The sequence below is a fragment of the Streptomyces iakyrus genome (assembly GCF_000717055.1).
Taxonomy (GTDB): Bacteria; Actinomycetota; Actinomycetes; order Streptomycetales; family Streptomycetaceae; genus Streptomyces; species Streptomyces iakyrus.
In genome coordinates this window covers 299,462-323,184 of sequence record NZ_JNXI01000015.1, presented here as the reverse complement: position 1 = coordinate 323,184, position 23,723 = coordinate 299,462, and the positions used below count along the sequence as shown (strand labels likewise).

The following is a 23,723-nucleotide window of genomic DNA, read 5'->3' as shown; positions in this document are numbered from 1 at the left end:
ACGCGGGATGGGCGACATGATCGGAGCAGTCACGACGTACGGCAACCACGGTCACCTCGACAGAAAGAGACGGCGGTGCCTCATACCATCGACGAGGCCTTCACGGCCCTCCCCCTACGCGCCCTCGCCGACGCGGCCCTCGCACGCGCGCGTGCGCTGGGCGCCGAGCACGCGGACTTCCGGTTCGAGCGGGTGCGGGGCGCCTCCTGGCGGTTCCGGGACGCCAAGCCCGCCGGGTCGTCGGACACCACCGACCTCGGGTACGCGGTGCGGGTGGTGCACGGCGGTACGTGGGGCTTCGCGTCCGGCGTCGACCTCACCATGGACGCCGCCGCCCGGGTCGCCGGGCAGGCGGTGGCGATGGCCAAGCTGTCCGCCCAGGTGATCAAGGCTGCGGGGTCGGACGAGCGCGTGGAGCTGGCCGCCGAGCCGGTGCACGCGGACAAGACGTGGGTCTCGTCGTACGAGATCGACCCTTTCTCCGTGCCCGACGAGGAGAAGGCCGGGCTGATCGCGGAGTGGAGCGCGCGGCTGCTGGCGGCCGACGGGGTCGACCACGTCGACGCCTCGCTGCTCACCGTCCACGAGAACAAGTTCTACGCGGACACCGCCGGGACGGTGACCACGCAGCAGCGGGTGCGGCTGCACCCGGTGTTCAACGCGGTGTCGGTGGACGAGTCGAGCGGCGAGTTCGACTCGATGCGCACGCTCGCGCCTCCCGTGGGGCGCGGCTGGGAGTACCTGCGGGGCACCGGCTGGGACTGGGAGGGCGAGCTGGAGCAGATCCCGGAGCTCCTCGCCGAGAAGATGCGCGCTCCCAGCGTCGAGGCGGGCCTGTACGACCTGGTCGTCGACCCGTCCAACCTGTGGCTGACCATCCACGAGTCCATCGGGCACGCCACCGAGCTGGACCGGGCGCTCGGCTACGAGGCCGCCTACGCCGGCACCTCCTTCGCCACGTTCGACCAGCTCGGCAAGTTGCGCTACGGCTCTGAGCTGATGAACGTCACCGGCGACCGCACCGCCGAGCACGGCCTGGCCACCATCGGCTACGACGACGAGGGCGTCGAGGGCCAGTCCTGGGACCTGGTCAAAGACGGCACGCTCGTCGGCTACCAGCTGGACCGGCGCATCGCGAAGCTGACCGGCTTCGAGCGGTCCAACGGCTGCGCCTACGCCGACTCCCCCGGGCACGTGCCGGTGCAGCGCATGGCCAACGTGTCGCTGCGGCCGGACCCGGCGGGGATGTCGACCGAGGACCTGATCGGGGGCGTGGAGCGCGGTATCTACGTCGTCGGCGACCGGTCCTGGTCGATCGACATGCAGCGCTACAACTTCCAGTTCACGGGGCAGCGCTTCTACCGCATCGAGAACGGGCGGCTGGCCGGACAGCTGCGGGACGTGGCCTACCAGGCGACGACGACCGACTTCTGGGGCTCCATGGCCGCCGTGGGCGGGCCGCAGACCTACGTCCTGGGCGGCGCCTTCAACTGCGGCAAGGCCCAGCCGGGTCAGGTCGCGGCCGTCTCCCACGGCTGCCCGTCGGCCCTCTTCAAGGGCGTCAACATCCTCAACACGACCCAGGAGGCCGGTCGATGAGCGCGCGTTCCAGCAAGCCGCACGAGGTCGTCGAGCGCGCCCTCGAACTGTCCCGGGCGGACGGCTGTGTCGTCATCGCCGACGAGGAGTCCACCGCGAACCTGCGCTGGGCGGGCAACGCGCTCACCACGAACGGCGTCACGCGCGGGCGCACGCTCACCGTGGTCGCCACGGTCGACGGCAAGGAGGGCACGGCCTCCGGGGTCGTGTCGCGGTCCGCGGTGACCCCCGACGAGCTGGAGCCCCTGGTGCGGGCCGCCGAGGCCGCCGCGCGCGGCGCCGGACCCGCCGAGGACGCGCAGCCGCTGGTCACCGGCGTGGCACCGTCACCGGAGTTCACGGAGGCGCCCGTCGAGACCTCCTCCGCCGTGTTCGCCGACTTCGCTCCCGCGCTCGGCGAGGCCTTCGCACGCGCGCGTGCGGGCGGCCGGGAGCTGTACGGCTTCGCCAACCACGAGATGGTGTCGTCGTACGTCGGCACGTCCACGGGGCTGCGGCTGCGCCACGACCAGCCGAACGGGACGCTGGAGCTGAACGCCAAGTCCCCCGACCGGACCCGGTCCGCATGGGCCGGGCGCTCCACGCGGGACTTCAAGGACGTCGACCCGGCGGCCCTGGACGCGGAGCTGGCCGTGCGCCTCGGGTGGGCCGAGCGGCGCGTGGAACTGCCCGCGGGGCGGTATGAGACGCTGCTGCCGCCGACGGCCGTGGCGGACCTGCTGATCTACCAGATGTGGTCGGCGTCGGGCCGGGACGCGGTCGAGGGCCGCACGGTGTTCTCGAAGCCCGGCGGCGGCACCCGGGTCGGCGAGAAGCTGACCGACCTGCCGCTGACGCTGCGCAGCGACCCGAACGAGCCGGGCCTGGAGTCGGCGCCCTTCGTGATCGCCCACTCCTCCGGGGGCGACCAGTCGGTGTTCGACAATGGGCTGCCGCTGGCGGCCACCGAGTGGATGCGCGAGGGCGAGCTGCGGCATCTGACGACCAGCCGCCACAGTGCGGGCCTGACCGGCCTGCCCGTGGCGCCGGGCATCGACAACATCGTCCTGGACGGGGGCGAGGACCGGTCCCTGGAGGAGATGGTCGCGAACACCGGGCGCGGGCTGCTGCTGACCTGCCTGTGGTACATCCGGGAGGTCGACCCGGCCTCGCTGCTGCTCACCGGTCTGACCCGGGACGGCGTCTACCTCGTGGAGAACGGCGAGGTGACGGGCGAGGTGAACAACTTCCGGTTCAACGAGTCGCCGGTCGGGGTGCTGGGCCGGGCCACCGAGGCGGGGCGGACCGAGAAGACGCTGCCCAGGGAGTGGAGCGACTGGTTCACCAGGGCCGCGATGCCGGCCCTGCGGGTGCCGGATTTCAATATGAGCTCTGTCAGCCAGGGCGTATAACCTCGTACCTGATTACGAGCCCATTCAAGGAGATGCGAGAACCGTGACGGACATCGTCGACGAGCTGAAGTGGCGCGGGCTGTTCGCCCTGTCCACTGACGAGGACGCTTTGCGCAAGGCGCTCGCGGACGGTCCCGTCACGTTCTATTGCGGCTTCGACCCGACGGCGCCGTCGCTGCACGTGGGGCACCTGGTGCAGGTGCTCACCGTGCGCCGGCTCCAGCAGGCCGGTCACCGGCCGCTGGCGCTGGTCGGCGGGGCCACGGGCCTGATCGGCGACCCGCGCCCGACCGCGGAGCGCACGCTGAACGACCCGGAGACGGTCACCGGCTGGGTCGCCAAGCTGCGCGCCCAGATCGAGCCGTTCCTGGACTTCGAGGGCGAGAACGCGGCCGTCATGGTCAACAACCTCGACTGGACGCAGAACCTCTCCGCGATCGAGTTCCTCCGGGACATCGGCAAGCACTTCCGCGTCAACAAGATGCTGACGAAGGACTCCGTGGCCCGGCGCCTGGAGTCCTCCGAGGGCATCAGCTACACGGAGTTCAGCTACCAGCTGCTGCAGGGCATGGACTTCCTCCAGCTCTACCGGCGCTACGGCTGCACGCTCCAGCAGGGCGGCAGCGACCAGTGGGGCAACCTCACGGCGGGCCTGGATCTGATCCACCGCCTGGAGCCGGACGCGACCGCGCACGCGCTGGCGACGCCGCTGATGACGAAGGCGGACGGCACCAAGTTCGGCAAGACCGAGGGCGGCGCCGTCTGGCTCGACCCGGAGATGACGACGCCGTACGCGTTCTACCAGTTCTGGCTGAACGTGGACGACCGGGACATCTCCCGGTACATGCGCATCCTGTCCTTCCGTTCCCGTGCGGAGCTGGAGGAGCTGGAGCGGCAGACCGAGGAGCGTCCGCAGGCCCGGGCCGCGCAGCGTGCGCTGGCCGAGGAGCTGACGACGCTGGTGCACGGCGCCGGTCAGACGGCCGCCGTGATCGCCGCCTCCAAGGCCCTCTTCGGGCAGGGCGAGCTGGCGGAGCTCGACGAGAGGACGCTGGCCGCGGCCCTGTCCGAGGTGCCGCACGTCCAGGTCGCCGAGCTGGGCCCGGCCGTGGACCTGTTCGCCGAGGTCGGCCTGGTGGCCAGCAAGTCGGCCGCGCGCCGCACGGTCAAGGAGGGCGGCGCCTACGTGAACAACGTCAAGGTCGCGGGTGAGGACGCCGTCCCCGCCAAGGAGGATCTGCTGCACGGCCGCTGGCTGGTGCTGCGCCGGGGCAAGAAGAACCTGGCGGCGGTCGAGGTCACGGGCGCCTGAGAGCGCAGGGAAGGGGGCGGTCTCCGGTGCCGGAGACCGCCCCCTTCGCCGTGCGCTTGTCATGCCCTGCGTTTGTCTCCCCTGGCCGCCGTCCAGGCCCGGTCACCGAGACCGACGAGGATGAGCGCGGCCACCAGTTGGAAGACGTGCCGCCACCAGTCGATCCCCGATGTGGCGTCGACACCGGCCGCCCGGGCGATGGCATTGCCGGCGATACCGCCGATCATGCCCAGGATGACGGTCAACCACAGCGGAATATGCTGTTTGCCCGGAATGATCGCCTTGGCGAGCAGACCCAGTACCAGTCCTACGATGATCGCCCACAACCAGCCCATCGCTGCCTCCTCGTGCGGCTCGACGTGAGCACTACGGCCAGTGTCGGCCCAGGTGCCGTACGCCGCATGCCGGCACGGGCCGTACGCGCTCCGGCGCACGCCGTTCGTCCGGCCGGGGCGCCACCCGGTCTCGTGACCGGCGCAGCCGCGGCGTAACGTGGGAGCTGTCCCGGCCAGGTTCCCCGGCCGGCCGAGGCGGCTACGGGGCGGGGAGAGTCCGATACGGGCGGATGGTGGAATGCGATGCGGAAGCAGCATGGCGGCGGCAACGTCCAGGTTTTCCGGATCACCGGCGCCCGGGCAGGGCTCCAGGAGGACGTCCGCGGGCGGCAGCGCCGGTACGTGATCTCGATGACGGTCCGCACGATCTCGGTGATCCTCGCGGCCACGTTGTGGAACGTCGAACGGCACGTGGCCATCGTGGCGTTGGTGCTCGGGCTGGTGCTGCCGTACGTCGCCGTGGTGATCGCGAACGCCGGGCGCGAGAACGCGCCGTCCCTGCCGTCGACGTTCGTGGCGCCGCCGGTGCGTCCGATGATCTCGCCGCCGGCTCCGGGTGACGGGCCGGCGGAATCCGGCGCGGAAGACGCCGTGTCCGAGCCGGTGCCGGGCGGGCGGGGCGAGACGCCCGAGCGGTAGCGACGCCGGGGGGAGATCACCGGTGATCGGGGAGGGAAGTCATCTTCCCGCCAAGCTCAAGAAAAGCTCAGATCAATCATGTTGTTCCAGTGCCGGGCCCGGGGTGATGCGTGACATACTTCGTAGGCGCTCCGCATCCCCCGTCGGAGCGACGGACCGACGCCGGGCAGCTCCCCCCGTGGCTGCTCGGCGTCGCCTTTTTCTGTGAACCTTTCCCTGTGAGACGAAGCTGTGAGTGACGAGACGCCCATCTGTTCCGCGAAGGGCTGCCGGGCCGAGGCCGTGTGGGTCCTGGCGTGGAACAACCCGAAGATCCACACGCCGGAGCGGCGCAAGACGTGGCTGGCCTGTGAGGAGCACCGCGAGCACTTGTCGCAGTTCCTCGGGGTGCGGGGGTTCCTGAAGGACGTGGTCCTGCTCAAGGAGTGGGAAGAGGCCCGCTAGGCCGTCAGCCGCCGATCGCCGACATCGGCCGGTCGGGCTGCACGAACGCCGGGTCGTCCAGGCCCGCTCCCGCCTTCTTGCCCCACATCGCCAGGCGCCAGATGCGGGCGATCTCCTCGTCGGGGGCGCCGGAGCGCAGGGCGGCGCGCAGGTCGGTCTCCTCCTGGGCGAACAGGCAGGTGCGGACCTGGCCGTCGGCGGTGAGGCGGGTGCGGTCGCAGGCCGAGCAGAACGGGCGGGTGACGGAGGCGATGACGCCGACGACATGCGGCCCGCCGTCCACCAGCCAGCGCTCCGCCGGGGCCGAGCCGCGCTTCTCCTCGCCCTCCGCGGTCAGCTCGAAACGGGTACGCAGGGAGGTCAGGATGTCCCCGGCGGTGATCATGCCGTCCCGCTTCCAGCCGTGCTGGGCGTCGAGCGGCATCTGCTCGATGAACCGCAGCTCGTAGTCGTGCTCCACGGCCCAGGCCAGCAGCTCCGGGGCCTCGTCGTCGTTGAGGCCCGGCATCAGGACCGAGTTGACCTTGACCGGGGTAAGGCCCGCGTCCCGGGCCGCGTACAGGCCCTCGATGACGTCCTTGTGCCGGTCGCGGCGGGTGAGGGTCTTGAAGACCTCCGGGCGCAGGGTGTCCAGAGAGACGTTGACCCGGTCCAGGCCGGCCGCCTTCAGGGCCGCCGCCGTGCGTTTGAGGCCGATGCCGTTGGTGGTCAGTGACATCTGGGGGCGCGGGGCCAGAGCGGCGACGCGCTCGACGATGCCGACCAGGCCCGGGCGCAGCAGCGGCTCGCCGCCGGTGAAGCGCACTTCCTCGATGCCGAGGGAGGTGACGGCGATGTCGATCAGGCGGACGATCTCGTCGTCCGTGAGCAGGTCCGGCTTGGCCAGCCACTGCAGGCCCTCCTCGGGCATGCAGTACGTACAGCGCAAGTTGCACCGGTCGGTCAGCGAGACCCTCAGGTCGGTGGCCACCCGGCCGTAGGTGTCGATGAGCACGTGGGCCCCCTCCCTCGTCGCGGATCGTGCGTGCGGCACTGGTTTCTCCGACACCCGCGAGCCTACGTGACACCACCGACAACGCCACAGGCCCGATCCCACGACGCGGGACGCGGCCGTGCCGCAGGGACCTGGAGGTTCCTACGACACGGCCGCGCGGGAGGGGGTGTGCTCAGTGGGCTCCGGTGCCGGTCAGGGACCGGACCTCCAGCTCCGCGTACTTCTTGGTGTCGGGCTCCTCCTTGGACAGGACCGTGCCGAGCCAGCCCATGAGGAAGCCGAACGGGATGGAGATGATGCCCGGGTTCTTCAGCGGGAACCAGGCGAAGTCGACCTCGGGGAACATCGCCTTGGGGTCGCCGGAGACGACCGGCGAGAACAGCACCAGGCCGACGGCGACGATCAGACCGCCGTAGATCGACCACAGGGCGCCCTGGGTGGTGAAGCGCTTCCAGAACAGGCTGTAGAGGATCGTCGGCAGGTTGGCGGAGGCGGCGACGGCGAAGGCGAGCGCGACCAGGCCTGCCACGTTCAGGTCGCGGGCGAGGGCTCCGAGGCCGATGGAGACGACACCGATGAAGACGGTCGCCCAGCGGGCGGCGCGCACTTCCTCGGCGCCGGACGCCTTCCCCTTGCGGATGACGTTGGCGTAGATGTCGTGCGCGAAGGAGGACGAGGAGGCGAGGGTGAGGCCGGCGACGACGGCGAGGATGGTCGCGAAGGCCACCGCCGAGATCGTGGCGAGCAGGATCGCGCCCCAGGTCGAGTCGACGCCGCCGAGGTGCAGGGCGAGCAGGGGTGCCGCCGTGTTGCCGGACGGGTTGGACGCGATGATCTCGTCCTGGGAGATGAGCGCGGCGGCGCCGAAGCCGAGCGCGATGGTCATCAGGTAGAAGCCGCCGATGATGCCGATCGCCCAGTTCACGGACTTACGGGCGGCCTTGGCGTCGGGCACGGTGTAGAAGCGGATCAGGATGTGCGGCAGGCCGGCGGTGCCGAGGACCAGGGCGATGCCGAGGGAGATGAAGTCCAGCTTGGAGGTGCCGGTGGCGCCGTACTGCAGGCCGGGCTCCAGGAAGGCGGCGCCCTTGCCGCTGTTCTCGGCGGCCTGGCCGAGCAGGTCGGAGATGTTGAAGTTGAACTTCAGCAGCACCAGGAAGGTGATCAGGATGGTGCCGCCGATGAGCAGCACGGCCTTGATCATCTGGACCCAGGTGGTGCCCTTCATGCCGCCGATGGAGACGTAGACGATCATCAGGATGCCGACGAGGGCGACGATGAGGATCTTGCCGGCGTCGGTGGTGATGCCGAGCAGCAGCGAGACGAGGACGCCCGCGCCGGCCATCTGGGCCAGCAGGTAGAAGATCGACACGACGATCGTGGAGGTGCCGGCGGCGGTGCGGACCGGGCGCTGGCGCATGCGGTACGCGAGGACGTCTCCCATGGTGTAGCGGCCGGAGTTGCGCAGTGGCTCGGCCACCAGGAGCAGGGCGACGAGCCAGGCGACCAGGAAGCCGATGGAGTAGAGGAAGCCGTCGTAGCCGAACAGGGCGATGGCGCCCGCGATGCCGAGGAAGGACGCGGCGGACATGTAGTCGCCGGAGACGGCGAGGCCGTTCTGGAAGGCGCTGAACTGGCGGCCACCGGCGTAGAAGTCGGCGGCGTCCTTGGTCTGGCGGCCCGCCCAGATGGTGATGCCGAGAGTGGCGACGACGAACAGCGCGAACAGGGTGATGATCAACGGGCGGTGCTCGCTGGCCTCGTTCGCGGCGAGGAGGGTCTGCTGTACGGGGCTCATGCGCCGCTCTCCATCCGGGTCTTGATGGCCTCGGCCTTGGGGTCGAGCTTCGCGGCGGCGTGCCGCGAGTACCACCAGGCGATGAGGAACGTGGTGACGAACTGGGCGACGCCGAGGACGAAGGCGACGTTGATGTTGCCGAAGAGCTTGGTGCCCATGAAGCCGCCCGCGTAGTTCGAGAGCAGGACGTACAGCAGGTACCAGGTGATGAAGCCGACGGTCAGCGGGAAGGCGAAGGAGCGGTAGGAGCGGCGCAGTTCACCGAACTCCGCGCTCTCCTGCACCTCCGCGAACTCCTCGGGTGAGGGGAGCTTGTGTTGCTCTTTCGAGGGGGGCGGTGCGTCGGTGGCCACGGAGTCTCCTCGCAATGACGGAAGCGGTCGGTAACGGGGGCGGAGGCGAGAGTCCTCGCGCTCCTTGTTCAACGTCACGGCGGCACGCGAGAACCGGTTCAAACGCCCGGCGTTCTTTCCGAAGTCGTTTCGACAAAACGTTGCTGGCCAGCGAGAGGCCGGGATAGCTTCACCCTGCACCACCACGTCATGTACCTGCCCGAGCACCACCTGTGCCTCGGGCCGGTTTCGTTTCCGGAGGATGTGGAGACCCCATGTCTCACTCGCTTTCCAGACGCCGGCTCGCTCTCGCCGTGCCCGTCGCGCTGTCCCTGACGGCCTCTCTGGGCTTCCTGCCCGCCGTCGCATCGGCGGCCCCGCAGGCGGCGCCGGCCAGCCGGACGGCTGACGCGCCGAAGCTGGCCTACGTCGTCAACACCAAGGTGGACCGCCACACGATCGCCTCGGTGCAGAAGGCGATCGCGAAGGCCGGCGGTTCGGTCGTGGCCACGTACCAGCGGATCGGCGTGATCGTCGTCCACTCCTCGAACCCCGACTTCGCCCAGACCATCCGCAAGGCCCGCGGGGTCCAGTCCGCGGGTGCGACGCGGACGGCGCCGCTGGCGGCCGCGGGGACGAAGGAGGAGGGCGCGGTCGAGTATCTGACGGCCGCCCAGGCCAAGCGCACCGAGGCCGCCTCGGCGAAGACGCCCGAGAGCGAGCCCCTCGAGGCGGACCAGTGGGACCTGCGGGCTATCGGCGCCGACAAGGCCGCATCGATCAACCCGGGCAGCCGCAAGGTGACCGTCGCCGTGATCGACACGGGCGTGGACGACACCCACCCCGACATCGCCCCGAACTTCTCCGCGTCGCAGTCCGCCAACTGCGCCGGCGGCAAGCCCGACACCAGCGAGGGCGCCTGGCGGCCGTACACGCCCGAGGACTACCACGGCACGCATGTCGCGGGTGAGATAGCCGCCGCCCGCAACGGCGTCGGCGTCGCGGGCGTCGCTCCCGGTGTGAAGGTGTCCAGCATCAACGTGACCGACCGGGCGAACGGCCTGTTCTACCCGGAGAGCGTCGTCTGCGCGTTCGTGTTCGCCGCCGACCACGGCGTCGAGATAACGAACAACAGCTACTACGTCGACCCGTGGCTGTACAACTGCATGGACGACCCGGACCAGCGGGCCGTCGTCACCGCGGTCAACAGGGCGCAGCTGTACGCCCAGAAGAAGGGCACGCTGAACGTCGCCGCGGCCGGCAACTCCAACCACGACCTGGACGCGGACGCGATCGTCGACGACTCCAGCCCGAACGACACCACGCCCGCCGAGCGCACCATCGACCCGCACGAGTGCTTCGACATCCCGACGCAGCTGCCGGGTGTCGTCACGGTGAGCTCCACGGGCGTGGACAACGTGAAGTCGTACTTCTCGACGTACGGCAAGGGTGTCGTGGACGTCGCCGCGCCCGGTGGTGACCGCCGCTACCAGATCCCGGACACGCCCTCGAAGGACGGCCGCATCCTGTCCACCATGCCGAACGGCGCGTGGGGCTTCCTGCAGGGCACCTCGATGGCCTCGCCGCACGCCTCCGGCGTCGCCGCGCTGCTGAAGTCCAAGCACCCCTGGGCGTCTCCGGCCCAGCTCCAGGCGCTGCTGAAGGCGCAGGCCGACGAGACCGCCTGCCCCGCCTCCTACGACCAGGACGGCGACGGCACGCAGGACGCGGTCTGCGAGGGCGGCGATCGCCTCAACGGCTTCTACGGCCACGGCATCGTCAACGCGCTGCGCGCGGTCAAGTGACCCGGCCCGCCATCGAGACCCTCCGCAAGATCAGCACGTACCTGAACGAACTGGAGACACCATGACTGCGCCGTACGCGCGCTACCGCCGCGCCGTCGCGATCCCGGCCGGGATGGCCATGGCCACAGCCCTCGCGTTCCTGCCGAACACCGTGGCCACGGCCGCCGAGGACGCCCCGGCTCCCGCGTCGGCCCGGGCCGACGCGACCCAGCTCAGCTACGTCGTCAACGTCAAACCGGGGCACCGTACTTCGGCGTACGTGAAGAAGGCCGTCGCCAAGGCCGGGGGGACGGTCGTGACGTCGTACGACCAGATCGGCGTCATCGTCGTCCACTCCTCGAACGCCGACTTCGCCAAGACCATCCGCAAGGTGCGCGGCGTGCAGTCGGCGGGCGCCACCCGCACCGCGCCGCTGCCCTCGGCGTCGACGGGGGACCTGGGCGCGCCGAAGGTGCTGAGCGCGGCCGAGGTCGCGAAGGCCGAAGCGCCCGCCGGGCAGGACCCGCTGGAGCCGCAGCAGTGGGACCTGCCCGCCATCAAGGCGGACAAGGCGCACGAGAAGACGCTCGGCAGCAAGAAGGTCACGGTCGCCGTGATCGACACCGGTGTCGACGACACGCACCCCGACATCGCGCCCAACTTCGACCGCAAGGCGTCGGTCAACTGTGTGTCGGGCAAGCCGGACACGGCCGACGGGGCCTGGCGGCCGAGCGCCGCGGAGAGCCCGCACGGCACGCACGTCGCCGGTGAGATCGCCGCCGCGAAGAACGGCGTCGGCATGACGGGTGTCGCGCCCGGGGTGAAGGTCTCCGGCATCAAGGTGTCCAACCCGGACGGCTTCTTCTACACGGAGGCCGTGGTGTGCGGCTTCGTGTGGGCGGCCGAGCACGGGGTCGACGTGACGAACAACAGCTATTACACGGACCCCTGGTACTTCAACTGCAAGAACGACCCGGACCAGAAGGCGCTCGTGGACGCCGTCACGCGGGCCGCGAAGTACGCGGAGAGGAAGGGCGCGGTCAACGTCGCCGCGGCCGGCAACGAGAACTACGACCTCGCCTCCGACGAGATAACCGACCCGTCGTCCCCGAACGACACCACGCCGGGCGACCGGGTCGTCGACCCCTCGAAGTGCCTCGACATCCCGACCCAGCTGCCGGGTGTCGTCACGGTCGCCTCGACGGGCGCGAAGGGCATCAAGTCGTCGTTCTCCAACTACGGTCTGGGCGTTGCGGACATAGCCGCCCCGGGCGGTGACTCGACCGCGTACCAGAAGCCGGAGGCGCCGGCCACGAGCGGCCTCATCCTGGGCACGCTGCCGGGCGGCAAGTGGGGCTACATGGCCGGTACGTCGATGGCGTCCCCGCACGTCGCGGGCGTCGCCGCCCTCATCAAGTCGACGCACCCGTACGCCTCCCCGGCGCTGGTGAAGGCCCTGCTGTACGCGGAGGCAGACGCCACGCCGTGCACGGACCCCTACGACATCAACGCCGACGGCAAGATCGACGCGGTGTGCGAGGGCTCCAAGAACCGCAACGGCTTCTACGGCTGGGGCATCGCGGACGCACTGGACGCGGTGACCAAGTAGAGCTCATGTGAAGAGGGAACGGGCCGGGCGGGGGTACCTGCCCGGCCCGTTCCTCGTCTGCGACAGGATTCCCCGTCATGGACGTGTACGAGGATCCGGCGACCTGGACGGCCCGACCCGCGCGGCCGCGGTGGCAGTTGGCACTGCGGTTCGCCGGGAGCGTGGTGTGGTTCCCGGTGGTGTGTGTGCTGTGGGCGGCGACCGCTGCCGTCTTCTTCGTCCTCGGACTGTTCGCCGACGCCATCACCCCCTTCAGTGACACCTTCGAAGGCCGCTTCCTGAACGCCACGGGCAGGACGCTGGGTCGCGTCGCACGTCTGGCCTCCTGGTGCGTGACCTGGCCCGAGCTGCGTCATGAGGGCGACGTCGCGTACTACAAGGCGCGGGTGGACAAAGCGGTGGCCAAGCGGACGGCCCTGGCCTCGGCACCGGCCGAGCCTCAGAAGCCGAAGCCGCCCGCGGAGGTGGCGATACCCCTGCGGGCCTACCGGGGGGTCGGCGGGTGGTACGTCGCCGAAGCCGCGCTCGCGCTGGGGTGGGAGCTGCGGCCGTCGGACCGGGACAGGGAGGTGCGGCTGCGGTGGCCGACCGCTTCCCGGGTCGGTTGAGGCCGTTCGGCCGACTTGCCCGGCCGTGTGGAGGTTGGTGAAGATCCTGGGGTGACTTCGCCAAGACCCGTACCCCGGGTGACCGATTCGCGCCGGCCGCTGCGGCCCACCGGTGCCGGCCGGGCCGTCGCCCTCCTGGTGCTGGTGGCGCTGGCCGCGCTGATACCGCTGCTCGGCCCGCCCGCCGCGCTGCACGGCACCGGGGAGGCCGGGGCGCCGGGCGCCGGTGGCATAGCCCTGCTGCGTACGGTGCTGTTCGCGGCGCTGTGCATACCCGTCGGCGAGCTGTTCGTGAACCGGCTGGCGCGTTCGCTGCCCGGCGGGGAGGGGCATCCGGTACCCCGCAGCTGGTCCCCCGCCGCGGCCGCCGCCGGTTTCGCCGCCGCCCTGGGGCTCGCCTCGGTCGTGGCGACCGGCAATCTCGTGCCGGACCACGTGGCGGACATCGACGCCGGCGGGCTCTACGCGTCCCGGGACGGCAAGCTCGCCCTGCTGGAGGTCAACGCGTTCCTCGCGGCGGGGCTGTGCACCCTGTCGCGCCGGCCGGTCACGCAGGTGTGGCCGCTGGCCGCCGTGGTCGTCGCCGAGGCCCTGCGCGCACACCCCCCGACCGAGCACGGCCCGCTGACCGGCTCCGCGCTGACGCTCGTCCATCTGACGTGCGCGGCGCTGTGGGCGGGCGGCCTGCTGCACGCCCTGCGCACCCTCCGGCTGTGGCCCCGCACGGCGGGCGCGGCCCTGCTGGGTCTCTACGCGCGCGTGGCGCTCGTGCTGCTCGCCGCCATCACCGCGACGGGCGTGTGCAGTTCGCTGCGCCGGATGCCGCCGGAGACGGTCCTGGAGCAGCTGACGGGAACGGCGTACGGGCGCGCGCTGCTCGCCAAGGTGCTGCTCGTGGCGGTCGTCGCCGCCCTCGCCGTGTGGGCCCGGCGGCGGCTGCGCCGGGCGGCCGACCCGCTGACCGCCTGTGCGCCGGCCCGGGCGGAGGTGGCCGTCCTGGGGCTGGCGGTGGCGGCGTCCGGACTGCTGACGGCGCTTCCGCTGCCCATCCGCTGGTGACGGCGGCGCGGCCGGATCCGCGGTGATCGGCTGAGCATCGATCAGACGTACGCCCCGCGAACGGACAGACCGGACAACCCGCCTGAGGGGGCATCGGAAGGGCCCGGCGTGCGCACCTGGCGGACGGCGGTGTCAGCCACGGCCCGTATCCTCAGGAACCATGCTGGAAGACCTGACGACCGCAGTGTTCTCTGCCACGCCGTGGCCGGCCGCGTATCCCAAGGGGTACGCGGTCGTTGACGTGGAGACCACGGGCCTGGCCCGGGACGACCGCATCATCTCCGCGGCGGTCTACCGGCTGGACGAGCGCGGCGAGGTCGAGGACCACTGGTACACGACGGTCAACCCCGAGCGCGACCCGGGCCCCGTGTGGATCCACGGGCTGACGAGCGAGGCGCTCGAAGGAGCGCCCCTCTTCCCCGACATCGCGGAGGAGTTCACCGCCCGGCTGGCGGGGCGGGTGCTCGTCGCGCACAACGCCGTCTTCGACTGGCAGATGATCGCCCGGGAGTACGCACGCGCCGAGCGCGAGGCGCCGGTGAAGCAGCGGCTGTGCACCATCGCGCTGTCCAAGGAGCTCGGGCTGCCGCTGCCCAACCACAAGCTGGAGTCCCTCGCCGCGCACTTCGGCGTCGTCCAGCAGAGGGCGCACCACGCGCTGGACGACGCGCGCGTGCTGGCGGAGGCGTTCCGGCCGAGCCTGCGGGCCGCGGCGGCGAACAACGTACGGCTGCCGCTGCACGAGTGCCGGCCGCTGACCGAATGGGCGGACCGCCCCGCCGCGCCCCGGATCGGGCAGCAGGCGGGCCCTGGGGGCTACGGCGGCTACCGGCCGAGCAGTTGGCGCCCGTCCCGCAAGCGCCCCGCCTGCCCCTACCCCAACCCCGGGCGCTACCAGGCGGGCGGGCGGCTCAAGCAGGGCATGCGGGTCGCCTTCTCCGGTGACACCTCCACCGAGCGGGACCTGCTGGAGGACCGCGCGACCGAGGCCGGGCTGCATGTGGCCACGAGCCTGTCCCGGCTGACCAGCCTGCTCGTCACGAACGACCCGGACTCGGGCACGTCCAAGGTCGTCAAGGCCCGGCAGTTCGGTACGCCCGTCGTGGACGAGGCGGCGTTCGGACAGCTCCTCGCGGACGTGGAGCCGGCGTCGGAGGGGTGAGCGTCCGCCGGAGCAGCAACCGTACGGACGGGTGATTGCCGGGCGACTCGCCCGGCGGCCGCTCGCCCGCGCGGGAAGGACGGCTCACCCTGTGGCGCATGGCGACCTGTGAGGTATGTGGCAATCAGTACGGAATGACCTTCGAGGTGCACGCGCAGGGCGCGGTGCATGTCTTCGACTGCTTCTCCTGCGCGATCCACCGCATGGCCCCCATCTGCGAGCACTGCCGGGTGCAGATCATCGGCCAGGGCGTCGAGGTCGAGGGCCACTGGTACTGCGGCGCCCACTGCGCCCGCGCGGAGGGAAAGGTGGGCATCGTCGACAAGGTGTGAACCGGTACCCACCTGAATGCACCCCACGACCGAGTTGTACGGTCGTGGGGTGTACCGCTTCCTGATGTCCCGGCAGTGGGTGATCCTCACGTTGATCGCCCTGCTTCTCATCCCCACGATGATCAGGCTGGGCATCTGGCAGATGCACCGCTACGACGAGCGCACCGCCCGGAACCAGCTGGTCACCGACGCGCTGGCCGCCGAGCCGGTGCCCGTGGAGAAGCTGACGGCGCCCGGGCACACCGTGACCAGCACCGAGCGGTACCGGACCGTCACGGCGAAGGGCCGCTTCGACACGGAGGACGAGGTCGTCGTCCGGCGCCGCACCAACTCCGACGACGAGGTCGGCTACCACGTGCTGACCCCCTTCGTCCTGGACGACGGCAAGGTCCTGCTGGTCAACCGGGGGTGGATCCCCTCCGACGGCCCGAGCCAGACCGCGTTCCCGAAGGTCCCCGCGCCGCCGGGCGGTGAGGTCACCGTCGAGGGGCGGCTGATGCCCGACGAGACGACCGCGGCGAGCGGCATCAAGAACCTCCAGGGCCTGCCGGACCGGCAGATCATGCTGATCAACAGCGAGCAGCAGGCCCGTCGCCTGGGCGCCACGGTGCTCGGCGGCTACATCTTCCAGACGGCTCCCGAGCCCAAGGGCGACACCCCCGAGCTGCTGGGCGACCCCGGCAAGGAGGACGCCGCGCTGAACTACGCGTACGCCATCCAGTGGTGGCTGTTCTCCGCGGCCGTCCCGGTCGGCTGGGTGGTCCTGGCCCGCCGCGAGGCCCGGGAGCGGGCCCAGAAGGCGGCCGAGCGACCCGACGCGACGGCGTCCGAGCCGGCCGCGGTGTAGCGCTCCGGCGCGCGCAGCCGGTACCCGGCCCGAGCCGGGGGTACCGGGCGCGGCGCACACGCCCGGTGGCGCGCCGGGGCCCCGCCCCCGGTGTCCGGGACACATCACTCCCCCGGCCCCGCCCTGATTGCCACGCCGAGTTGCCGGGAACCCGCACTCCGTGCATCCCAGCATCGAGGACTACGCGCTCATCGGCGACGAGCAGACCGCGGCCCTGGTCGGTATGGACGGCTCCGTCGACTGGTTGTGTCTGCCCCGCTTCGACTCCGCCGCCTGTTTCGCCAGACTGCTCGGGGACGAGGACAACGGGTACTGGCGCATCGCCCCCGTCGGGGCGGACCGCTGCACCCGGCGTGCCTACCGCCCCGACACCCTCGTCCTGGACACCGAATGGGAGACGGCGCAAGGGGCGGTCCGGGTCACCGACCTGATGCCCCAGCGCGACCGCGCCCCCGACCTCGTTCGCATCGTCGAGGGCCTCGACGGCGAGGTGACGCTGCACAGCGTCCTGAAGCTGCGCTTCGACTACGGCTCGATCATCCCCTGGGTGCGCCGGGTCGACGGCCACCGCGTCGCCGTCGCCGGCCCGGACTCGACCTGGCTGCGCAGCGAGCCTGAGGTGACCAGCTGGGGCGAGGACTTCGGCACCCACGCGGAGTTCACCGTCAAGAAGGGCGAGAAGGTCGCGTTCGTCCTGACCTGGCACCCTTCCCACGAGCCGCGCCCCCCGCTCGTCGACCCCTACGACGCACTGCGCCACAGCGTGGAGGACTGGCAGGCCTGGGCGTCGCGCTGCCGCTACGACGGCCCGCACCGGGACGCCGTCGTCCGCTCCCTGATCACCCTCAAGGCGCTCACCTACGCCCCGACGGGCGGCATCGTCGCCGCCCCCACCACCTCGCTGCCCGAGGAGCCGGGCGGGGTGCGCAACTGGGACTACCGCTTCTGCTGGCTGCGCGACTCCACCCTCACCCTGAACGCGCTGCTCGCGGCGGGCTATCAGGAGGAGGCGGAGGCCTGGCGGAACTGGCTGCTGCGCGCGGTGGCGGGCGACCCGGCGGACCTGCAGATCATGTACGGCGTGGCGGGCGAACGGCGGCTGCCCGAGTTCGAGCTGCCGTGGCTCTCCGGCTTCGCCGGGTCCGCCCCCGTGCGCATCGGCAACGACGCCGTGAACCAGCTCCAGCTGGACGTCTGGGGCGAGGTCATGGACTCCCTGTCCCTCGCCCGCGAGTCGGGCCTGTCCGCCCAGCCCGACGTGTGGGCGCTGCAGACGGCCCTGATGGACTTCCTGCGCACCAACTGGCGGCAGCCGGACGAAGGACTGTGGGAGGTGCGCGGCGGCCGGCGCCAGTTCGTGCACTCGAAGGTGATGGTGTGGGTGGCCGCCGACCGTGCCGTCCGCACCCTGGAGCGCCACCCGGAGCTGGACGGCGACCTGGACGCCTGGCGCGCGCTGCGCGACGAGGTGCACCAGGAGGTGTGCGAGAAGGGCTACGACCCGGAACGCAACACCTTCACGCAGTCCTACGGCTCACGCGAACTGGACGCGGCGCTGCTGCTCATCCCGCGCGTCGGGTTCCTGCCGCCGGACGATCCGCGGGTGCTCGGCACCATCGACGCGGTCCGCGACGAACTGACCCACGGCGGTTTCCTGCTCCGCTACAGCACGGCCGACACGGACGACGGGCTGCCCGGCGGCGAGGGCGTGTTCCTGGTGTGCTCGTTCTGGCTCGCGGACGCCCTGTACATGACGGGGCGCACGAAGGAGGCCCGCGAGCTGTTCGAGCGGCTGGCGGGGCTCGCCAACGACGTCGGGCTGCTGTCCGAGGAGTTCGACCCGGTGACCGGCCGGCACCTCGGCAACTTCCCGCAGGCCTTCAGTCACATCGGACTGGTGAACACCGCCCTCGCCCTGTTCGGTGCGGACGGGGCAGGATAGGACCATGGATCTTGGACTGAAGGACCGGGTGTACGTCGTCACCGGAGCCACGCGCGGCCTCGGCAACGCCACCGCGCGTCAGCTCGTCGCGGACGGGGCGAAGGTGGTCGTCTCGGGGCGGGACGAGAAGAGCGTCGCCGAAGCGGCGGCCGAGCTGGGACCGAACGCGGTCGGGGTGGCCGTCGACAACGCGGACCCTGAGGCGGCGGCCCGGCTGATCGGTACCGCGCGGGAGCGCTTCGGCCGTTTCAACGGTGTCCTCGTCAGCGTGGGCGGGCCGCCGGCCGGGTTCGTCGCGGACAACACGGACGAGCAGTGGCAGGCGGCGTTCGAGTCGGTGTTCCTGGGTGCGGTCCGGCTGGCTCGCGCCGCGGCGGCCGAGCTGGAGGCCGGGGGTGTCATCGGGTTCGTGCTGTCCGGGTCGGTGTACGAGCCGATTCCGGGGCTGACCATCTCGAACGGGCTGCGGCCCGGGCTGGCGGGGTTCGCCAAGTCGCTCTCCGACGAGCTGGGGCCGCGGGGCATCAGGGTGGTCGGTGTCCTGCCCGGGCGGATCGACACGGACCGGGTACGGCAGCTGGACGCGCTGTCGGCTGATCCCGAGGCGACCCGGGCGGCGTCGGAATCGCGCATTCCGCTGCGGCGGTACGGGACTCCGGAGGAGTTCGGGCGGGTGGCGGCGTTCCTGATGTCGCCGGCGGCCTCTTATCTGACCGGGGTCATGGTGCCGGTCGACGGTGGCGCGCGGCACGGCTTCTGAGGGCCGTGACCGGCTCGCGCGTCCTCAACTCACCCGTTCCGCCCCGTGCTTGACGCCCTTCAGCCGCACCTCCGCCGGAAGTGCGGCGAGGCCCGCCGATGTCCTGGCGTGGGTGAGGGCGCCGGTCGTGAAGTCGTGCAGGGCCGTGCCGGGGTCCACGTGCGGCTCCAGGGCGAGGTGGACGTGGGCCTCGGGGGTGGCGCGGTGGCCCTTCAGGCGGGCGTGGGCTCCGCCCACGCCGTCGATACGGGCCGACTCCTGGGTGAGGGCGTTCTCCAGCGCCCGGCCGCGCACGAGCGCGCCCTCTCCGTCGCCGGTGTCGACGAGGACCTCGGCGAGGCGGCGCCGGCGCAGGACCGCGACGAGCCACCACAGGGCGAGCAACAGCAGGACCGCGAGGGCGGCGATGACGACCGGCCACCACCAGCCGTCGTCGCGCCAGCGGGTGCGCTCGGCGTCGCTCAGCAGCACGTCGTGCTCGCTGTCGTGGATCCACCACGAGGGCACGGGGGCCCCGAGGCCGACGGCCAGGACGGAACCGCCCAGCACGAGCAGGACCAGGCCCACCAGGCCGAGGAACACACGGTTGACGGTCCTGAGCACCGCTCTCACCCCTTCCGGCCGGGCCGCCGGACCCGCACCGACGGCGAGGGCGGCCGGGACAGCCCCAGTTTGCCGACCGCGTCGGCGACCACGGCGTCCAGATCGGTTCGTACGTCGTCCAGTTCCCGGAAGTGCGACACGGCACGGACGTCCGCCCGCCTCCGGCGCACCCGTACCCGCGCCGACTGCACGCCTGCCACCTCCATGGCCCGGTCGCGCAGCGCGGTGGCGGCGGCATCCCGGTGCAGTCCGGCGCGCACGCCGGTGTGCGTGCGCCGCATCGGGAGCACGTCGCGCAGGCCGGGCGTTGCGGCCAGGACCAGCAGCCACAGGCCGAGGACGGCGCTGACCCCGGCGCCGACCAGCACCCAGGTGTCGTCGAGGGGCCGCTCGGCGAGCTGTTCTGCCAGTTCCCGCCGCCAGTACATGCCGGGCCGGCCGGCGCGCACGGAGACGATGTCGTAGAGGAACAGTCCGGTGAGGCCCAGGAGCAGCAGGGCGACGATGCCCGCGGGGACGCGGCGGGCCGACCAGAAGCGGCCCACGCGGCCGCCCTCGCCCCCGGGTTCGGCCGCGCCCGGCGACTCGGACCGGTCGGTCCCGTCGCCGTTCTCCGGCTCCTCCTGGTGGTCGACGACGGGCAGGCGCTGTGTGGTGCCCTCGGGGGGCTCCGTGCCCTGGGGTTCGCTCATCGGGTCCTCCCCTGTACCGCGCCGGGAGCCGCGATCAGGTGCAGCCGCTCCACCTGGACGACGACCTCCGGCACCTGCATGCCCACCAGGGCGCCCACCCGTTCGACGACGTGGTGGCGCACCGTGCGGCAGCGGGCGCCGATGTCGCAGGGGTAGTCGAGTTCGATGTGGACCCGGACGTGGGCGACCTCGTGGTGGACGACGACGGACGCGGAAGGCCGGCCGGCGTCGGGCGGCAGTGTGCCGACGGCCTCGCGGGCCGCCTGCGAGGCGATCTTCGCGACGACCCGGTCGGCGATCCGGGTCGCGCCACGCTCGCCCGGCGGGACGACCGCCAGGGGTCTGTCGAGCTCACCGGCCCCCGTGCTCACGGGCGTCACCGCCGCCGTTCACGGACACGGAAGAAGTCGCCGAAGTCCATGTCCCCGTCCAGGAACCGTCCGACGACGAAGCCGACGGCGCCCAATGCCGCCACCAGCACGAAGGCACCGAATCCGCCGAAGTATCCGGCGAAGGCCAGCGCCATGCCGGCGATCATGCCGACCACGGCCATGCTCATGCGCTCCTCAGCTCCTCAGCCGCTGTGTTGTCCGATGGCCCGCGCCTCACTGGATCCGGCGCTCCGGTTCCTCTTCCTCCTCGTCGGGCAGCTTCACGTCGCTCACCGCGATGTTGACCTCGACGACCTCCAGGCCGGTCATCCGCTCCACGGCGGTGATGACGTTCTCCCGTACGTCCCGGGCCACATCGGCGATCGACACGCCGTACTCCACGACGATCTCCAGATCGAGGGCGGCCTGCACCTCACCGACTTCGGCCTTCACCCCGCGCGTCACCGACTTCGCGCCGCCGGGCACCCGGTCGCGCACGGCGCCGAAGGTGCGGGAAAGACCGCTGCCCATGGCGTGCACACCGTCGACGTCGCGGGCGGCGAGCCCGGCGATCTTCTCCACGACGCCGTCCGCGATGGTCGTACGGCCCCGGGAACCGGGGTCTCCTCCGCCGCGCTTGACCAGCGGGCTCCTGCGCGCCGCCGGCGTCTCGGACTCCCCGCCCCGGTTCTCGGTCATGTCAGTCATCGCCGCACGTCCTTTTCGGTCGTCGTCCTGGAACCACCGTAAGCACGGTTACGTGGGAGCGCGCCTCTGATACGGCAGGCTGGAGGAATGACGGCCGACCGATGGACGCAGGCAGTGAGACATCAGCTGGGAATCGGCAGGCTTCTGCCGCTGGGTGACGCGCGGGACGGCGCGTGGATCGCGGAACGGGCAGCCGAGGCGGTGCTGCGCAGCGCGGCCCGGGACGCGCCGGGCGTACGCCTCGACGCGCTCCGTGTCGTGGTCGCCGACGCGGCGGACACCGCTGAGCCGGCGGTACCCGCTCCGCCGAGTGCTCTGCCGCCCGGGCCGCTGCGGGTGACGGCGGAGTTCGCCGCGACGGCTTCGCAGCCGCTGCCGACGACGGCGTCCCTGCTGCGGGCGACGCTGGCGACCGCCGCGACCGAGCGGCTCGGTCTGACGGTGGCGGAGGTGGACCTGCGGGTGACGGGGCTGCTGGGCGAGGAGACGCCCGCGGCGGCCGGGCCCGGGGCGGTCCCGGCCGAGCCTCCGCGTGCGGCGCGGGCCGAGGGCGGCGACGAGGCCCGGGTGGCCGATGCCGCGCTGGGGGTGCCGGGCGTGCTGCGGCTGACCGGCACGCTGGGACACCCCGTGCACATCGAGGAACTCCCCCGCGAGGGCGCCGCGCTGCCGCACCGTCATGTCCGGCTGGAGCTGGCGGTGGGCGCGGACCAGCGGGCCCGGGACGTGGCCCGCGAGGTCCGGACGGTGGTCAGGAGGGCGCTGCCGGATCATCCGACGGTGGCGGTCGTGGTGAGCGCGATCGGCTGAGCCCCCCGGGTGCCCGGCGGCCTGGGACGGGTGCTCCGCCGCGTGCTGCTCCTCATCGACGGTGGCGGTCGTGAAGCACGATCGGCTGCGCGCGCTCCCGGCCCGGCGGCTTTCAGTCCCCGACGCCCGCGAGGTCCCGCAGCCTGCGGGCCTGGGACTGGCGCTCCGCCGCGCGCTGCTCCTCGTAGGTGCGGTCCTGGGCGCCGCGCAGCAGCGCCTTGGTCTCGACGACCGCGTCGCGGGGCGCGGCGAGCACGGCCGCGGTCAGGTCGCGCACGGTGTCGTCGAGCTGGCCGGCGGGCACGGCGACGTTGGCCAGCCCGGTGTTCACGGCCTCCTCGGCCGCGACGAAGCGCCCGGTCACGCAGATCTCCAGCGCGCGGGCGTAGCCGACGAGTCCCACCAGCGGATGCGTGCCCGTCAGGTCGGGCACGAGTCCGAGGCTGGTCTCGCGCATGGCGAACTGCACGTCGTCGGCGACGACGCGCAGGTCGCAGGCGAGGGCGAGCTGGAAGCCCGCCCCGATGGCGTGCCCCTGGACAGCGGCGACGGAGACGATGTCGCTGCGCCGCCACCAGGTGAACGCCTCCTGGTATTCGGCGATGGTCGCGTCCAGCTCGGCGTCGGCGCCGCGCGCGAGGTCGACGAACGACGGTTCGCCGTCGAAGCCGTCGGGCGTGAACGCCTGTCGGTCGAGCCCGGCCGAGAAGGACTTGCCCTCGGCCCGCAGCACCACGACGCGGACGGAGCCCGGCAGCTGCCGGCCGGCCTCGGTCAGCGCCCGCCACAGAGCGGGGCTCTGCGCGTTGCGCTTGGCCGGGTTGGTCAGCGTCACCGTGGCGATCGCGTCGTCGACGGTGAGCCGTACGCCGTCCTTGTCGAGTACGGGAACGAGGTCCTGGTCGGACGAAGCCATGGGACGCCTCCGATGGGTGCGGTCGTCTTGTGTGCCCCGCGACGGCTGTGACGCCATGGCAGGCCACACTTAAGTGACTGCACAGTAACCACCCGGCCGATCAGACGACCGACCGGGTGGCCACCATCGAAGCCGAGGGGCCACCCGGGGTCAGGCCGTGGCCTTTTTGCCCCGGGTCGCCCCGCCACGCCCTCGCAGCGTGACGCCCGACTCACTGAGCATGCGGTGCACAAAGCCATACGAGCGGCCGGTCTCCTCGGCCAACGCCCGGATGCTCGCACCGGCGTCGTACTTCTTCTTCAGGTCTGCCGCGAGCTTGTCGCGCGCGGCGCCGGTCACCCGGCTGCCCTTCTTCAGAGTCTCGGCCACCCGTGCCTCCTCATGGGAAGTGCGCTCTGGTCTCCTCATGATCACCCCTCCGGGCCTTGATGGCCACCCATTCGGCAAGGTCGGTGAGACAAGGTTGTGACGACGGGAGCACATCCCCACATGCGGAATATGGAATTCCGAAGAGTGGTGTCCTTGCGGCCGAACGGATGGTGGAGGAAAAGGCCAGGTCAGAAAGGCGGCGCGGCCGAGCCGGGAAGAATCGGGGACTCGGCCGCGAAATCGATGTAGGACACACCTCGGTACGAGGAGATCTCACACAGATGATGGATCACCGCTGGGCCGAATG

General features: G+C 71.6%; 26 protein-coding genes. 15 read left to right on the top strand and 11 right to left on the bottom strand.

The annotated features are described in order from the left end of the window. The first annotated feature begins 75 nt into the window (after nucleotides 1–75). The 3 genes from OO68_RS24520 to tyrS are packed head-to-tail and all read left to right on the top strand — an operon-like array spanning nucleotide 76 to nucleotide 4,302. Complete coding sequence (locus tag OO68_RS24520; RefSeq protein WP_033310956.1) at nucleotides 76–1,599, top strand: TldD/PmbA family protein; 1,524 nt, start codon at nucleotides 76–78, stop codon at nucleotides 1,597–1,599. Next, a complete protein-coding gene (locus OO68_RS24515; protein WP_033310955.1) occupies nucleotides 1,596–2,990 on the top strand; it encodes a metallopeptidase TldD-related protein in 1,395 nt (464 codons plus the stop codon). Before OO68_RS24520 ends, OO68_RS24515 begins: the two co-directional genes overlap by 4 nt. A gap of 43 nt (nucleotides 2,991–3,033) precedes the next feature. Then, on the top strand, nucleotides 3,034–4,302 hold the full coding sequence (gene tyrS, locus OO68_RS24510; protein ID WP_033310954.1) for a tyrosine--tRNA ligase: 1,269 nt from the start codon (nucleotides 3,034–3,036) through the stop codon (nucleotides 4,300–4,302). A gap of 59 nt (nucleotides 4,303–4,361) precedes the next feature. Here tyrS and OO68_RS24505 read toward each other — a convergent pair whose 3' ends face one another. Then, complete coding sequence (locus OO68_RS24505) at nucleotides 4,362–4,637, bottom strand: GlsB/YeaQ/YmgE family stress response membrane protein (protein ID WP_033310953.1); 276 nt, start codon at nucleotides 4,635–4,637, stop codon at nucleotides 4,362–4,364. 243 nt (nucleotides 4,638–4,880) lie between these two features. Here OO68_RS24505 and OO68_RS24500 point away from each other — a divergent pair, with 243 nt between their 5' ends. Beyond that, complete coding sequence (locus tag OO68_RS24500; RefSeq protein ID WP_033310952.1) at nucleotides 4,881–5,276, top strand: DUF3099 domain-containing protein; 396 nt, start codon at nucleotides 4,881–4,883, stop codon at nucleotides 5,274–5,276. A 231-nt stretch (nucleotides 5,277–5,507) separates the two neighbouring features. Next, complete coding sequence (locus tag OO68_RS24495) at nucleotides 5,508–5,720, top strand: hypothetical protein (RefSeq protein WP_033310951.1); 213 nt, start codon at nucleotides 5,508–5,510, stop codon at nucleotides 5,718–5,720. A 4-nt stretch (nucleotides 5,721–5,724) separates the two neighbouring features. On the opposite strand, the gene moaA is transcribed toward OO68_RS24495, so the two are convergent. The 3 genes from moaA to OO68_RS24480 all read right to left on the bottom strand — a co-directional run bounded on the left by moaA (nucleotide 5,725) and on the right by OO68_RS24480 (nucleotide 8,865). Further along, nucleotides 5,725–6,714, bottom strand: a complete 990-nt coding sequence (gene moaA / locus OO68_RS24490; RefSeq protein WP_033310950.1) for a GTP 3',8-cyclase MoaA — start codon at nucleotides 6,712–6,714, stop codon at nucleotides 5,725–5,727. A 172-nt stretch (nucleotides 6,715–6,886) separates the two neighbouring features. Next, a complete protein-coding gene (locus OO68_RS24485) occupies nucleotides 6,887–8,512 on the bottom strand; it encodes a monocarboxylic acid transporter (RefSeq protein WP_033310949.1) in 1,626 nt (541 codons plus the stop codon). Next, complete coding sequence (locus tag OO68_RS24480) at nucleotides 8,509–8,865, bottom strand: DUF485 domain-containing protein (protein ID WP_033310948.1); 357 nt, start codon at nucleotides 8,863–8,865, stop codon at nucleotides 8,509–8,511. The genes OO68_RS24485 and OO68_RS24480 overlap by 4 nt, the downstream gene beginning before the upstream one ends. A 254-nt stretch (nucleotides 8,866–9,119) precedes the next feature. Between OO68_RS24480 and OO68_RS24475 the strand changes: the two genes are divergently transcribed. From OO68_RS24475 to OO68_RS24435, 9 genes are all read left to right on the top strand, one after another. After that, a complete protein-coding gene (locus OO68_RS24475) occupies nucleotides 9,120–10,649 on the top strand; it encodes a S8 family serine peptidase (protein WP_033310947.1) in 1,530 nt (509 codons plus the stop codon). 61 nt (nucleotides 10,650–10,710) lie between these two features. Next, on the top strand, nucleotides 10,711–12,237 hold the full coding sequence (locus tag OO68_RS24470) for a S8 family peptidase (protein WP_033310946.1): 1,527 nt from the start codon (nucleotides 10,711–10,713) through the stop codon (nucleotides 12,235–12,237). A gap of 77 nt (nucleotides 12,238–12,314) precedes the next feature. Next, entirely contained in the window at nucleotides 12,315–12,845 is a 531-nt protein-coding gene (locus OO68_RS24465; RefSeq protein WP_033310944.1) for a hypothetical protein, read from the top strand. Nucleotides 12,846–12,896: 51 nt separating this feature from the next. Then, nucleotides 12,897–13,904, top strand: a complete 1,008-nt coding sequence (locus OO68_RS24460) for a CopD family protein (RefSeq protein WP_033310943.1) — start codon at nucleotides 12,897–12,899, stop codon at nucleotides 13,902–13,904. 160 nt (nucleotides 13,905–14,064) lie between these two features. After that, nucleotides 14,065–15,066, top strand: coding sequence for a DEDDh family exonuclease (locus OO68_RS24455; protein ID WP_033310941.1), 1,002 nt, complete (start codon nucleotides 14,065–14,067; stop codon nucleotides 15,064–15,066). 98 nt (nucleotides 15,067–15,164) lie between these two features. Next, on the top strand, nucleotides 15,165–15,398 hold the full coding sequence (locus OO68_RS24450; protein WP_078625432.1) for a metallothionein: 234 nt from the start codon (nucleotides 15,165–15,167) through the stop codon (nucleotides 15,396–15,398). Nucleotides 15,399–15,447: 49 nt separating this feature from the next. Further along, nucleotides 15,448–16,245, top strand: a complete 798-nt coding sequence (locus OO68_RS24445) for an SURF1 family cytochrome oxidase biogenesis protein (RefSeq protein ID WP_245237126.1) — start codon at nucleotides 15,448–15,450, stop codon at nucleotides 16,243–16,245. Nucleotides 16,246–16,405: 160 nt separating this feature from the next. Beyond that, entirely contained in the window at nucleotides 16,406–18,187 is a 1,782-nt protein-coding gene (locus OO68_RS24440; protein ID WP_033310936.1) for a glycoside hydrolase family 15 protein, read from the top strand. Between the two features lie 4 nt (nucleotides 18,188–18,191). Beyond that, nucleotides 18,192–18,947 carry an SDR family oxidoreductase gene (locus tag OO68_RS24435; protein ID WP_033310934.1) on the top strand — a complete coding sequence of 252 codons (756 nt, stop codon included), beginning with the start codon at nucleotides 18,192–18,194 and terminating at the stop codon, nucleotides 18,945–18,947. 24 nt (nucleotides 18,948–18,971) lie between these two features. Here the strand turns inward: OO68_RS24435 and amaP are convergent, their stop codons facing one another. Genes amaP through OO68_RS24410 form a run of 5 tightly spaced genes read right to left on the bottom strand, consistent with a single transcriptional unit; the run spans nucleotide 18,972 to nucleotide 21,321 of the window. Continuing rightward, nucleotides 18,972–19,559 (bottom strand): alkaline shock response membrane anchor protein AmaP, encoded by a 588-nt coding sequence (gene amaP, locus OO68_RS24430; RefSeq protein WP_033310932.1) that lies wholly within the window; start codon nucleotides 19,557–19,559, stop codon nucleotides 18,972–18,974. Continuing rightward, a complete protein-coding gene (locus tag OO68_RS24425) occupies nucleotides 19,556–20,242 on the bottom strand; it encodes a DUF6286 domain-containing protein (protein ID WP_033310930.1) in 687 nt (228 codons plus the stop codon). The genes amaP and OO68_RS24425 overlap by 4 nt, the downstream gene beginning before the upstream one ends. After that, nucleotides 20,239–20,622 (bottom strand): hypothetical protein, encoded by a 384-nt coding sequence (locus OO68_RS24420; protein WP_033310928.1) that lies wholly within the window; start codon nucleotides 20,620–20,622, stop codon nucleotides 20,239–20,241. The genes OO68_RS24425 and OO68_RS24420 overlap by 4 nt, the downstream gene beginning before the upstream one ends. Further along, nucleotides 20,619–20,801 (bottom strand): hypothetical protein, encoded by a 183-nt coding sequence (locus OO68_RS24415; protein WP_033310926.1) that lies wholly within the window; start codon nucleotides 20,799–20,801, stop codon nucleotides 20,619–20,621. The genes OO68_RS24420 and OO68_RS24415 overlap by 4 nt, the downstream gene beginning before the upstream one ends. 46 nt (nucleotides 20,802–20,847) lie before the next feature. Beyond that, nucleotides 20,848–21,321 carry an Asp23/Gls24 family envelope stress response protein gene (locus tag OO68_RS24410; protein WP_033310924.1) on the bottom strand — a complete coding sequence of 158 codons (474 nt, stop codon included), beginning with the start codon at nucleotides 21,319–21,321 and terminating at the stop codon, nucleotides 20,848–20,850. Nucleotides 21,322–21,408: 87 nt separating this feature from the next. Between OO68_RS24410 and OO68_RS24405 the strand changes: the two genes are divergently transcribed. Beyond that, nucleotides 21,409–22,131: a hypothetical protein gene (locus OO68_RS24405; RefSeq protein ID WP_033310922.1), complete on the top strand. Its 723-nt coding sequence runs from the start codon at nucleotides 21,409–21,411 to the stop codon at nucleotides 22,129–22,131. Between the two features lie 112 nt (nucleotides 22,132–22,243). On the opposite strand, the gene OO68_RS24400 is transcribed toward OO68_RS24405, so the two are convergent. Then, entirely contained in the window at nucleotides 22,244–23,047 is an 804-nt protein-coding gene (locus tag OO68_RS24400) for an enoyl-CoA hydratase/isomerase family protein (protein ID WP_033310919.1), read from the bottom strand. A 150-nt stretch (nucleotides 23,048–23,197) separates the two neighbouring features. Next, on the bottom strand, nucleotides 23,198–23,416 hold the full coding sequence (locus OO68_RS24395) for a helix-turn-helix domain-containing protein (RefSeq protein ID WP_010037790.1): 219 nt from the start codon (nucleotides 23,414–23,416) through the stop codon (nucleotides 23,198–23,200). Nucleotides 23,417–23,723: the final 307 nt, after the last annotated feature.